Annotated in this window: 8 protein-coding genes and 1 pseudogene; 6 read left to right on the top strand and 3 right to left on the bottom strand. The window is 72.0% G+C overall.

Features of this window, described 5'->3' with window-relative positions; all coding sequences use genetic code 11:
• The first annotated feature begins 24 nt into the window (after positions 1-24).
• The 5 genes from AC3A3L_RS14550 (at position 25) to AC3A3L_RS14530 (ending at position 8,498) form a co-directional block, all read left to right on the top strand.
• Positions 25-2,289 carry a carboxypeptidase regulatory-like domain-containing protein gene (locus AC3A3L_RS14550; protein ID WP_487640756.1) on the top strand — a complete coding sequence of 755 codons (2,265 nt, stop codon included), beginning with the start codon at positions 25-27 and terminating at the stop codon, positions 2,287-2,289.
• Between the two features lie 168 nt (positions 2,290-2,457).
• The gene (locus AC3A3L_RS14545; RefSeq protein WP_487640755.1) at positions 2,458-6,201 is read left to right on the top strand and encodes a 5'-nucleotidase C-terminal domain-containing protein; all 3,744 of its coding nucleotides are present in this window, start codon (positions 2,458-2,460) and stop codon (positions 6,199-6,201) included.
• Positions 6,202-6,314: 113 nt separating this feature from the next.
• Positions 6,315-6,911: a malonic semialdehyde reductase gene (locus tag AC3A3L_RS14540; protein ID WP_487640754.1), complete on the top strand. Its 597-nt coding sequence runs from the start codon at positions 6,315-6,317 to the stop codon at positions 6,909-6,911.
• An 84-nt stretch (positions 6,912-6,995) separates the two neighbouring features.
• Entirely contained in the window at positions 6,996-8,207 is a 1,212-nt protein-coding gene (locus AC3A3L_RS14535) for a GGDEF domain-containing protein (RefSeq protein WP_487640753.1), read from the top strand.
• 27 nt (positions 8,208-8,234) lie between these two features.
• Positions 8,235-8,498 (top strand): GlsB/YeaQ/YmgE family stress response membrane protein, encoded by a 264-nt coding sequence (locus AC3A3L_RS14530; protein ID WP_487640752.1) that lies wholly within the window; start codon positions 8,235-8,237, stop codon positions 8,496-8,498.
• 12 nt (positions 8,499-8,510) lie between these two features.
• Here AC3A3L_RS14530 and AC3A3L_RS14525 read toward each other — a convergent pair whose 3' ends face one another.
• Positions 8,511-9,017 (bottom strand): hypothetical protein, encoded by a 507-nt coding sequence (locus AC3A3L_RS14525; RefSeq protein WP_487640751.1) that lies wholly within the window; start codon positions 9,015-9,017, stop codon positions 8,511-8,513.
• Between the two features lie 36 nt (positions 9,018-9,053).
• Complete coding sequence (locus AC3A3L_RS14520; RefSeq protein WP_487640750.1) at positions 9,054-9,542, bottom strand: DUF1269 domain-containing protein; 489 nt, start codon at positions 9,540-9,542, stop codon at positions 9,054-9,056.
• 144 nt (positions 9,543-9,686) lie between these two features.
• Here AC3A3L_RS14520 and AC3A3L_RS14515 point away from each other — a divergent pair, with 144 nt between their 5' ends.
• Positions 9,687-11,198: a sensor histidine kinase gene (locus AC3A3L_RS14515; protein ID WP_487640749.1), complete on the top strand. Its 1,512-nt coding sequence runs from the start codon at positions 9,687-9,689 to the stop codon at positions 11,196-11,198.
• Between the two features lie 27 nt (positions 11,199-11,225).
• Here AC3A3L_RS14515 and AC3A3L_RS14510 read toward each other — a convergent pair.
• Positions 11,226-12,962: pseudogene (locus AC3A3L_RS14510) on the bottom strand (histidine kinase N-terminal 7TM domain-containing protein); the annotation flags it as partial.
• Positions 12,963-13,126 lie beyond the last annotated feature (164 nt).

Raw genomic sequence — 13,126 nt, 5'->3', positions numbered from 1 at the left:
GGCTTCTCGGGGCGGGAGAATCTGATGTGGTGGAAGACCTCACCGGTGCTGGTGGGACTCCTGGCGCTGCTGGTCGCCGCTCCGGCGTTCGCGGTCACGGACCGGTGGGCGGCATGGTCACCGGTGGAAGGCGCCTCGAACTCGTTCCGCCTGACGATGTCACAGCGGTCTCCCGGCTTCCCTGCGGCCACCGTGGCGACCGACTCCCGCTCGCCCGTCCAGGTCGCGGCGGGAGCCGCGACCTTCCTGGGCACGGGCACCCCGCCAGGAGCCAAGTACGGGAGCAGCGCCGCCAACCCCTACCTCGTGCTGCGGCCCCGGGCGGACACCTCCACCGCTGGGTCCACCACGACCTACACGTTCGACGCACCCACACCCGACACCGGGTGGGCGTTCGTGCTGGGCGACATCGATGCCGATCAGGTCTCGCTCACCGCCACCGACGCCGTCGGCGCAGCGGTGCCGTCGAGCGAGGTCGACACGTGGTTCCGCGGCACCTTCAACTACGCCGGCGGCACCGACCAGCCGACGTGGAGCCCCACCACCGCCACGCTCACCGGCAACGCCGGTGCCATCGACACCGATGGCGCATCCGGCTGGTTCGAGCCCGACATCCCGCTCACCAGCCTGACCATGACCTTCACCCGCCGCGCCGGGTTCCCCGTCTACCAGACCTGGTTCGTCAGCCGGGCCCGTCCGGTCGGCGGCACCGTCACCGACGTCTCCACCGTCGGGTCCTGCTCGCCCACCGGCACCAGCGTGTCGCTGCTGTCCCCGGCCGGTGACGTGCTCGCCACCACCACCCCCGCGCCGGGCGGCGCCTACGGCTTCGGCGAGTTCGCCACCCAGGGCGGCTACGTCGTGCGTCTCGACGTCCCCGAGGGCTGCGTCGTCCTCGGGCCCGCCGAGCAGACGGTGTCGAACCGCGGGAACGACAACGACGCCGCCAGCCGAGCCGCGTTCGCCGTGCGGGCCGTCGTCCCCCAACCCATCAGCGGGACCGTCCTGGACGAGGTCACCGGAGAACCCGTCGCAGGTGTCACCGTCACCCTCGACGGCCCCGGCCGAACCGCTACGACGACCACGGACGCCGACGGCGCCTACCTCTTCGACGACAACGCCACCGCACCCGACTACACCATCACCATCACCGTGCCGGACGGCTACGCGGCCGGTCCGGCCGGGACCCAGATCGGCGGCATCACGGTCGCGAACACGCCCGTCACCGGTCAGGACTTCACGATCGTCGACCTGCCCGCGGTCACCGGCACGGTCACCGGCGCCGGCGCGGGTGTCGGGGGCATCCAGGTCGTGCTGACCCCCGTCGGCGGTGGGGCCACGTTCACTGCGGTGACCACGGGCGACGGCACGTACGAGGTCGACGGCCTCCCGCCCGGCGACTACACCCTCGCCGTCGTCGCGCCCAACGGATGGACCGCTCCCCCACCGCGGACCGTGGCCGTGCCGGCCGCGGGCCTGACAGGGCAGGACCTCCCACTGACCCGGCCCGGCGCCCTCGGTGGTGCCGTCACCCTCGACGGCGCCCCCGCGGCAGGTGTGTCCATCACGGTCGACGGCCCGGGCGGGCCCCGGACGCTGCAGACCGACGCGGACGGGCAGTACTTCCTCGACACGCTGCCGGCCGGCACGTACGCCATCTCCGCCGTCGCGCCGGACGGCGCCTCGGCCATCGGCCCGACCACCCGGACCGTCACCATCACCACCGCCGGTGAGATCCGCGGCGGTCAGGACTTCATCCTCACGACCACGGTGCCACCCGCGCCGCCGGTGCCGACCGTGCCCCCGGTGCCCCCCGTGCCGCCCGTGACGCCCGTGACGCCCGTACCGTCGGTCCCGGACGTCGACCTCGTGCTCAGCAAGAGTGCCGTCTCCGGTGCGGTGTCCCCGGTCGGCGGAACCGTCCGCTACCGGCTGTCGGTGCGGAACCGGGGCGCGGACCCCGCAGCCCGGCCGATCACGGTCAGCGACCGGCTGCCCGCGGGACTCGAGCTGGTCTCCTCCAGTGGCAAGGGGTGGTCGTGCACGGCCCGCAGGTCAGATGACACGGCCAGGTGCGTGCTCCGGAAGGGCGTCGGCGCCGGGAGGAGGGCAGCCCCGGTGTTCGTGGTCGCCCGGACCACGAGTGCCGTCGCGGGTCGCGTCGTGAACGTTGCGCGAGTCCGGGTGCCCGGGGAGCCCCATCCCTCGAACAACACGGGCAGGGCGTCCATCACCGTCGTCCCCGCACAGCTTCCGGCGACCGGGTTCCGCCTCCGGGCCGACAGCTGACAGGCGCCTGGTGCCGCCCGTCCTGCACCGCTGCGGCACGGACATACCCAAATCGGTGCCTTGACGCCACCCGGGCGCGGGTGGAGGTTCGATCCATCCCCGGGGAGCCGCGCCCGGGCGCAGCACGGTCCTCAAGGGATGGGCTCCCACCCCGCCTTGGAGGGTGCCGTGAACCGCACAGACCGTCGTCCCGTCATCGCCGTCGCAGCCCTGGCCCTCGTGGCCCCCGCCGCCGTCGCAGCCCTCGCTGTGGGCCCCCCAGCCGCGTCGGCCCACAAGGGCGGCGGACACCATCCGTCACCCCACTCCACGTCGGACGAGGCGGTCTTCTTCGCCTCGGACGGCTTGCGGCAGGACCTGGTCGAGAAGTACGCCGACCAGGGCGTGATGCCGACGATGCGGAAGTTCCTGAAGAACGGCGTCAAGGCACGCGGTGACGGCATGCTCACCCAGGCGCCGCCCAACACCGGGGCGGGCTGGTACACGATGGCGACCGGCGCGTGGCCGGGGGTGACCGGCTCGACCAACAACACGTTCCACAAGAACGGCGACCCGTTCGGCACCACCCGCACCGCTGCGTTCGACCCCGGCGTGCTGCAGGCGGAGTCGATCGCGCAGGCGGCCGAGCGCGGTGGCCTGAAGGTCGCCCAGATGGAGTGGGCCGGCGGGCGCAACGCCTCCATCCAGGGGCCGACGATCGACTTCCAGACCTTCTCCTCCGGTCGGGGCGTGACCACGAACTTCATCGGCCAGAAGGGCGACGTGCTCTTCGACGACGCGCCGTTCATCGCCTCGTTCGGGCTGCAGTTCGACCACCCGGCCGGCTACGCGGGACAGGCCCCGTTCCCGGCCGCCGCCCCCGCCCCGGCCACCGGATGGACCGGGGTGCCGAGGTCGTACAGCCCGGCACGGGAGATGCGGATGCGGGTGCTCGACGCGGGCGTCGACAAGTACGGCCTGAACGCCTACATCTACGACAGCCGCAACGACGGCCGTACGAAGTACGACCGCGTGCTGCTCTCGCCCACGAAGAACGGCGCGGACGCCGTCGGCGACCTGGAGCAGGGCGAGTGGGCCGACGTGAAGGTGAAGATCGTCGGCGGCGCGCTCGCCGGCAAGACCGCCGGGATGCTGGTCAAGGTCGAGACCCTCTCCCCCGACCTGTCCCGCGTCCGGCTGTTCCACACCTCGGTGACCCGCGCGATCGCGAGCTGGCCGACGTGGCCGGGCGAGCCGGGCTACACCGAGTTCGACGAGTACCTCGCCGCCGAGTTCCCGACGTCCACCGCGGCCGACTTCGCGATCCTCGAGGCGGGCGTGACCAGTGAGGAGACCTACGTCCAGCAGGGTCTCTACTGGTCCACCGGGCACTGGCCGATGCTGGAGTACATCGCCGAGACCTACCAGCCCGACCTGCTCATGGTCGGCATGCCCACCACCGACGAGTTCCAGCACCAGTTCCTGGGACTGGTCAGCAAGCGCCTGCCCAACGGCGCAGCCAACCCGGCGTACGACGACGTGGACCTCGACGGCGTCAAGGACGGACGCGTGAAGCAACGCTCGGCGTTCATCCGCGAGGCCTACCAGGAGTCCGACCAGACGCTGCGCCTGGCACGGAAGCTCGTCGGGAAGGACCCGACCACCTTCGTCGGCTCCGACCACGGCTTCGCGCCGCAGTTCCTCGCGGTCGACGCGAGCCTGCCGCTGGTCGAGATGGGTTTGCTGTCGCGGCCGCAGACCTCGAACTGCCGCACGGCAACCGGCGAGACGATCGGCAAGGCCAAGGCCTGCTGGGCCGGCGGTGCGCTGCAGGTCTACCTCAACCTCGCCGGGCGCGACCCGGCCGGAGGCGGCCTCCAGCAGGTCGCAGCGGCCGACGAGGCGTCGACCGTCGCGGCGATCAAGGCGAAGTACCTCGCCCTGTCCGACCCCAACGACTGGACGCACGACGGCAACCCCGAGGGCTGGAAGGTCATCGACCGCGCCTTCACCAAGGCGGAGTCCCGCTACATCCCCAACGGTCCGGGCAGCACCGCCGACATGGCGCACCCGACCCGCACCGGTGACCTGGTGGTCTTCTCCTACCCGCCCTACCAGTTCGACGCGGCGACGCCTGGCACGCTCGTGGCGCCCTCGCACTTCTTCGGGCAGCACGGCTACGTCCCCGACGTGCAGGACCTGGCGGCCAACATCAACATGCGTGCGACGTTCCTCGCCGGCGGCGAGGGCATCGGCCGCGGCAAGGTCGATGCGCGATCGATCGACCTCGCCCCGACGCTGGCGTTCCTGCTCGGGATCCCCGAGCCGCAGCACAGCCAGGGCAAGGTCCTGCTCGACGTGGCCGACGGAGGGAAGCGGTACACCCCCGTGTCGATCGTGGGGCTGAACGACTTCCACGGCCAGCTCGACCCGACGACGCGGGCGTACGACAACGCCATCAACGCGCGGGTCGGCGGTGCGTCGTTCCTCGCGACGATGTTCGACGAGGACCTCGCAGCGCTCCCGGGGCAGGGCCTGATCCTGGCGGGCGGCGACAACGTCGGCGCCTCTCCCCCGAACTCGGCGCTGCTGGAGGACATGCCCGCGATCGACGTGGAGAACGCGTGGGGCCTCGACGCGACGTCGTACGGCAACCACGAGTTCGACTACGGCGTCGCCCGCCTGCTCGAGCACCAGGCCCGGGCCGACTTCCCGTTCCTCGCGACGAACATCGTCGACGAGGACACCGGAGAGGCACCGGACTGGGTGACGCCGTCGGTGGTGTTCCGGGTCAACGGCGTGAAGGTCGGCGTCATCGGCGCCGGGCTCGAGGGAACGCCCGAGCTGGTCGCTGCGGGTGCCACCGAGGGCCTGGAGTTCCTCGACGAGGGGCCGCGGATCAAGGCCGAGTCCGAGCGGCTGCGCCGGCAGGGCGTGAAGGTGCAGGTGGTCGTCATCCACGAGGGAACGGCGCTCGGCAGCAACCCGGTCGGCACCACGCCCGGAGTGGCCTGGGAGGGCCCGATCCTCGGCATCGCCGACGAGCTGCAGGACACGACCGTCGACGCGATGGTCGTGGGCCACACGCACCGGGTCTCCAACCTGATGCGGGGCGACATCCTCATCACCGAGGGCATCAACGCCGGTGCGTCCTACTCCGTGCTCCAGCTGATGGTGCACAAGGGCGACGTCACCTGGGCAGGCGGCGCGACCCGCGTCGCCAAGACCCTCGGCGTGACGGGTCGTGCGGACGTGCAGGCGATCGTCGACCAGGCCAACGCGGCGACCGCGGTGCTGCGCAACCAGGTGATCGGCACGCAGGCCAACGACATCCTCCGGGCCCCGACCCGGCTCCTCGAGTCGGAGATGGGCAACATGGTCGCCGACGCGATGCGCGGGAAGTACCCCGGGATCGACGCGGCGTACACCAACTCGGGCGGGCTGCGGCAGGACCTCGTCTGCTCGCCGCCCAGCGCCGGCGAGGCGCCATGCGAGATCACGTGGGGCGAGATGTTCGCGGTGCTGCCGTTCGGCAACCGCACCACGATCCTCACCCTCACCGGTGCCCAGCTGCGCCAGGCGTTCCTCAACGGCTTCTCGCCGGTCTGCAACCCGGCCATCGCCACCGGGCGCTTCCCGCAGGTCTCCGGCCTCCGTGCCACCTTCCACTGCGAGGGCACCACGGCGGTCGTCGACGGCATGTGGAAGACCCCGGACGGGATCGGGGGCACGCAGACACCCATCGCCGATGGCGACAGCATCCGGCTCGTCACCAACGACTTCATGTACACCGGCGGTGACGGCTACACGGTCTTCGCGGGTGGCACCGACGTCCAGCAGCCCGGCGACGACCTGATGCAGATCGCCACCGACTACGTCACGGCCAACAGCCCGGTCGACCCGCGCGTCGAGGGGAGGCTCACCCAGAACTGACGGCGGGCCGCCCGGCCGGGGTCTCCGGACCGACGATCCCGGCGTCGGCCGGTGTGGGCGCAGTCACGTCCGACGGGGGATTGATTGAATCCTCAACCGTTGTTGAGCGGGTCATGACCGACACCCTCGCCCTGTCCCCCGAAGCCCAGGCGCTGCTCTTCCGGGACGCCCGCACTGCCAACACCTTCACCGACGAGCCCGTGACCGACGAGCAGGTCGCGGCGATCTACGACCTCGTCAAGTACGGCCCGACGGCGATGAACAACCAGCCGCTCCGAATCGTCCTGGTGCGAGGTGGCGAGGCCCGCGAGCGCCTGCTCAAGGTCATGGCCGACGGCAACCGCGACAAGACCGCCGAGGCTCCGCTGGTCGCCATCCTCGCGGCCGACACCGACTTCCACGAGCACCTCCACCGCACGTTCCCGCACTTCCCCGGCGCGAAGGACGCGTTCGCAGACCCGGCCGCCCGCGAGCAGGCCGCCCGGTTCAACGCGACCCTGCAGATCGGCTACTTCCTCATGGGAGTTCGCGCCGCCGGCCTCGCCGCCGGACCCATGGGCGGCTTCGACGCCGGCGCGCTCGACGCCGAGTTCTTCGCCGACACGTCCCTGAAGTCGCTCCTCGTGGTCAACCTCGGCCGACCGGGCGAGAACGCGTGGTACGACCGGCTCCCCCGCCTCGACCACTCCGAGGTCGTGCTCGAGGCTTGATCGGGCTCCGGTGACGAGCACCCGGCTGCCGTTTGCCGGTCCGACCTGCAAGGATTCCGACGTACCCGACTCGGAGGGACGGCCATGACGCTCGACACGGGAAGTCTCCGTGTGTCCTTCGCGCTGGTCGCGCTCACGTTGGTGCTGCTGTTCTACGTCATCACGTACCGCAACGGCCGGTCGGCCTACGCCGCGTGGTGGTGCATCTCCCTCACGATGTTCCTCGTCGGCGCCTCGGCCTACCTCCTGTCCGGCACCACGCACCAGGTGTGGGCCAACCCGCTCGGCAACACCCTCATCGCGCTCGGCGCCGGCTGCGTGTGGGCGGGCAGCCGCTCACTGCGACGGGACCGGCCTGCCCTTCCCCGCGGGTTGCTGGCAATCGCGCCGATCGTCGTGGGGGCGATGTCGCTGCTCGGAGACCCGGCGACGGACGTCTGGTCGGGCGGTGAGTTCTTCCTCGCGGCCATGTGGATCCAGCTCGGCCTGTCGGGGGTGGAGCTGCGCGGCCTGCTGGGCAGCGTTATCGCCGCTGCCGACCCCGACGGGCACGGCTACCGCGCAACCGTGTGGGCGCTGCTGCTGGCGTGCTGCACGGTGGCCGCCTTCTACCTCGCGCGCTGGATCGCCTTCCTCGCGGTCGGGCCAGACCAGCCGTTGTTCGCGACCTTCTTCGGCGAGCAGGTGACGACGCTCGCCACGACCGTCCTCCTCGCGACGGTGTCGTTCAGCATGTCGACGCTGAGCGAGGAGCAGCAGAAGGAGGCCCTCCGCGACACCGCGGCCCGGGACGGGCTGACCGGGCTGCTGAACCGGCGAGCGTTCGACCAGCTGGCCGAGGCGGCACGCCGGGCGACCCGTGGCCATGCCGGCTCCGCCGCGTCGGACGGTGTCGCCGGGTCGCTCGTCATGGCCGACCTCGACCACTTCAAGCAGCTCAACGACCAGTACGGGCACCCGGCCGGCGACCGCGCCCTCGTGGCGTTCGCGGACTGCTGTCGCGCCGCCGTGCGCTCGACCGACCTCGTGGCCCGCTACGGGGGCGAGGAGTTCGTCATCCTCCTCCCCGGCGCCGACGCGGCGCGGGCCGAGCTCGTCGCCCACACGATCAGCACGGGTCTGGCCGAGCGCTCCCAGCCCGACCTCCCCCTGCCCACCGTCAGCTTCGGCGTCGCCGAGCTCGACCCGGACCTGCCCCTGGACCAGGTCGTGGAGCGCGCCGACCTCGCGCTCTACCGCGCCAAGTCGACCGGGCGCGACCGGACTGTGCACTACGCCCCCGAGATCCGACCGTAGGCGCGCGCGAGGCACTACGCTCCCTGCATGTTGATCCTCGCCATCATCCTCTTCGGCATGATCGCCGGCGGCCTGGCGCAGATGGCGCTCGGCCGGTCGATGCGCGACGTGAACTGGACGATCGCCATCGTGACCGGTCTGATCGGCTCGTTCGTGGGGGGCCTGCTGGTGAGCCTGCTCGCCGGCGACGGTCTCGAGCTGCGCGCCAGCGGCCTGATCGGCTCGTTCGTCGGGGCGCTGCTGCTCACCCTCGCGTGGGGCTGGTTCGACAAGCGCCGCAGCTCCGTCTGAGCCGGGCCGACACTAGTCGGTCGGCGGCGGCTCGAGGCCGACCGCCGTGCGGAGCAGTGCCGGCCCGTCGCCGGGGAGGTCAGCCCTCAGCAGCGTGACCTCGCCGCTGACCACCCGCTGCCGCACGGCCGGGACGACGACGGAGAGGTCCGCCGCGCCGGACAGCACCATGAGCGCCGAGGTGCGGGGCGCGAGCCGTGCAGTGATCTCGTCGAGCAGGACCGGGTCGACGCCCGTCGCGGCCAGCCGGTCTGCGACGTCCGAGGGGAGATGGTCGCCGTCCTGGGCGGCACGGAGCGCCGTTCGGAGCAGCGCCACGAGGACCGACGGCTCACGCGCGCCGACCTCCGCAGGAGGCCACAGCCGCGTGACGCGGGGGCGGTGGGCGCCGGGCGCCCAGGACACGATGATCGCGTCGATGACCTCGAGGGCACGCGCCTCCTCGAGGCGCCGGAGCCGCACCGACCCGGCGGTGGCACCCAGCGGGGTGCCATAGCACCACACCGTCAGGGCCGGCACGAGGACCGGACCTGACGGTGTGGCACCGAGCGGTGCTCAGGCCTCCTCGAAGACCTCACGGATCGCGCGCTCCTGGTCGTCGCTGAGGTTGGTGAAGATCAGCTCCGGCTTCGAGTCCGCGAACGCCTCGTGCACCCGGTCGACCACCACGTCCGACGTCATGATGAACAGGGCGGACGTCCCGGGTGTGACCTCGTCGCGGAGGCGGTTGATGAACTTGTCGTCGATGCCGACGTCGGACAGCGAGCCTGCCAGCGCGCCGGAGGCCGCGCCGATCGCCGCGCCGAGCAGGGGGACGAAGAAGATCAGTCCGAAGAGCATCCCCCAGAACGCACCCCCGAGGGCTCCGGCGCCGGCGAGGTTGTTCAACTGCCGGGTCTGCGGCTTCTTCTTCCCCTCCTCCCACCGGACCGTGGCGGCGTCGTGGATGTTGAGCAGCCGCTGGGCCGCCATGTCCTTCAGGATGTCGGTCGCCCTGTCGGCGCCATCGGCCGTGTCGAACTTCCAGACGGTGAGCGTTGCCATGGGTGGTCCCTTCGGTGTGGTCAGAGTACGACGATCGTGGTCCGTCGGACTCCCCCGCGGTTCCCCCGGCGAGGGTGAAACGCCCACCACCCCGAGGGGTGTGACCACTCACTCCAACCGGCGCCGGGCTCACATACTGAGCCGATGAACGGCGAACCCGCCGCCCCCCACGACCCGCTCCTCGTCGCGGCCATGCAGACGTCGCCGGACGCCTTCGTCGTCCTCGACCACGAGGACCGGGTCGAGTGGTGGAACCGTGCCGCCGAGCGACTCTTCGGCTGGTCGGTGGAGGAGGCGGCCGGAGAGCTGCTCACCGACCTGGTCGTGCCGGAGCAGTACCGGGTGGCGCACCACGAGGGGCTTCGCCGACGCGCGACCGGCGGGCGTCCGCGGCTGGGCGCCGACCCGGTGCAGGTCGAGGCGCTGTGCCGAGACGGCAGCCGCATCCTGGTCGAGCTCAGCGTCGGCGAGCTGGAGTGGCAGGGAGGTCCGCGCTTCCACGCCTTCATCCGAGACGTGACGGACCGGGAAGCTGCCCGCAGCGCCCTCGAGCTCAGCGAGAACCGGTCCCGCACGGCGTTCGAGAACGCGCCGGTCGGCATGCTCCTCACGGCGGTCGACGACGACGGGTTCGGCCTCGTGGTGTCCGCGAACCCCGCCGCCGCGGAGATGCTCGGCCGCCCGGCCGACGACCTGCGGTCGATGTCGTCCAGCGACATCACGCACCCCGACGACGCGCACCTGGACGCCGAGCTCGTCCCCCGGCTCCTGCGCGGCGAGGTCGACAAGCTCCAGTACGAGAAGCGCTTCGTCAGGCCCGACGGTCGGCCGGTGTGGGTGGCCTTCAGCGCCAGCGTCGTGCGTGACATCGACGGCGCGCCGATGCACAGCATCCACCAGCTGGTGGACATCACCGAGCGGCTGGCCGCCGCGCAGCAGCTCGTCCGGCTCAACGAGGAGCTGCGACGCACGAACGAGGAGCTGGCCGCGGCGAACGCGGAGCTCGACCGCTTCACCGCCGCTGTCGCGCACGACCTCAAGTCACCGCTGATGGCGATCCTCATGCACGCCGACCTGCTGGTCGAGTCGCACGGGCACGGGAGTCCGCTCCGGGGTGCTGCAGCCATCTCACGATCGGCCCGGCGGTTGAACTCGCTGATCGAGGGCCTGCTCGTCTACTCGCGCGCGGAGAGCGCCGCGTTGCGTCGCCAGTGCGTGGACCTCGCCGCCCTGGTCGACGACGTCGCCGAGGAGCTCGCCATCGCGGCCGACCGGCCCGGACGCGTGACCCGGGACCGGCTGCCGTCGCTGCACGTCGAGGCCGTGCTCTTCCGGCAGGTCGTCACCAACGTGATCGGCAACGCGTTCAAGTACGTCGCACCCGACGTCACACCGCTCGTGCACGTCAGCGCGGAGCACGACCCCGCCACGCAGGCGTGGACGCTCCGCTTCAGCGACAACGGGATCGGCATCGCGCCGGAGTCACGGGAGCGCGTCTTCGACGTCTTCCACCGCGAGGCCACCGACTACCCGGGCAGCGGGATCGGTCTGGCGACCTGCCGACGGATCGTCGAGCGGCACGGCGGCCGCATCTGGGTCGACGGCGGGCCCGACGGTGGCAGCGTCGTGTCGGTCCTGCTCCCTCCCGGAGGGTAGGAGCTCGCTGCCGGTGTACCGGACCACGAGCATGGCCAGGTCGTCGACCAGCTCCTCACCGTGGAAGGCGCGCACGGCGTCGAGCACTGCACCGGCCAGCGCGTCGGCGGAGCGGTCGCGGTGCGTGCGCATCAGCCCTGCGACCCGCTCGGAGCCGAACTGGTCCCGGCCGTGGCGCGCCTCCAGGAGCCCGTCGGTGAACACGCACAGCACCTCGCCCGGCGCGAGGTCGACCGCGGCGTCGTGCAGCTCGGGGTCGTCGAAGAGCGCGAGCGCGGTGCCGAGCGTGCCGACCTCCTCGACCTCGCCGTCCGCCCTCAGGACCAGCGGCCAGTGGTGGCCGGCGAGGGTGAGGGTGATGTGCAGCGGAGCCTGCGAGGGATCGTGCTCGTGGGGCGGACGCAGGTGCCCGTGCACGAGCGTGCAGTGCCGCTCGGACTCGGTCTGCGCCTGCAGCACCGTGTTGACCTCGTGCAGCGTCGCCGCGGGCGACAGCGCCGGGTCGGCGAGGGCACGCAGCGTGTAGCGGGTGGCGGCGCTGACCGCGGCCGCCTCGGCCCCCTTGCCGCTGACGTCCCCCAGCACGAACGCCCAGGTGTCCTCGTCCAGCGCGAAGACGTCGAGGAAGTCGCCGCCGATCTCACGTCCGTCGCCCGCCGGGACGTAGCGGCTGGCGAGCTCGCACCCCGGGACGGCCGGGAGCCTCGTCGGCACCATGCTGGCCTGCAGCGTGGCAGCGACCCGGGAACGGTCGTCCAGGACTTGCTGGAGGCGCTGCTGGTCGCGGACCCGCTCGGTCACCTCGCGGAGCACGACGAGCTCCCCCGCCGTGCGCCCGGCCACGTCCGTGAGCGGCTGCTGGCTGACGTCGAAGGTCCGCGGGTGGCCGCCGGCGGCGTTGGCCAGGACCAGCCCGCCCGGGCCGACGTCCACGATCTCGGAGGTGTCCATCAGGTCGCTCACGCGCCTGCCGACGAGCTCGCCGCGGGGCCGGCCCGCGAGCGCGACGGCTGCCGGGTTGACGTCGACCACCCGCTCGAAGGCGTCGAGGACGAAGACCGCGTCGGTCATGCTCTCGACCACCGCGCTGCGCGCCAGGGGGGCCAGGTCGACGAGTCGCTCCTCGAACAGGCCCCACACCAGCAGCCCGCCGGTGATGGTGAACGCGAACGGCGTCAGGTCGATCAGCGCGAACCAGCCGACCTCGAGGTTGTGCAGGATGTTCGCGGCCCACGGCAGCAACGCGGAGGCCAGCAGCACCAGAGCCATCCGGCGGTAGGTCCGCGCCAGCCGCACCATGCTGGCGACGAACAGCACCGTGGCTCCGACGAGCAGCGCGTTGTTGTAGACGAAGATCGCCCAGAACACCGGGCCCGAGTCGACGTCCGGCAGGTCGTGCGCACGGGCCGTCGGGGAGTAGGAGCGCACCAGGTCGTGGGTGGCCGGGACCGCCAGCACCACCAGCGCGGCCACCGCGGGGATCGCCAGCAGCAACACCAGTCGACGCGTCACCAGCCGGCCCCGGCCGGTGTACTGCAGCGAGAAGACCAGCCAGGCGGGCGCGAGCGTGACGATGCCGACGTACTTGAGGTCGCCCCACAGGCTCTTGGTCGCCACGTCGTCGACCGTGAGCTCCACGGCGTACGCCGTCCCCCACCACGCCACGGCGACCAGCAGCACCGCCAGGCTCCAGCCCATGGCCGTGCCGCGACGCCAGGCGACGTATGCCGCCAGCGCCGCCAGCACCAGCCCGGCGCCGGCCATCAGGGTCGCGAGCAGCGTCAGCACCCGGGTCCTCCCGCGCTCGGGCTCGGCCACGCGCCCGTCGCGTGGTCGGAACCTCCACGCTAGCCGTCGGCTCGTCCGTCGTCAGGACTTCCTGCGCGCTCCTGCCCCCTTTGGGTGAGGCCGGGCCCCGGACTCCGCCG

It is taken from the genome of Nocardioides sp. Soil_C_8 (assembly GCF_057656315.1).
The sequence above is the reverse complement of the archived record's forward strand: the minus strand, read 5'-3'. Positions and strand labels throughout refer to the sequence as shown.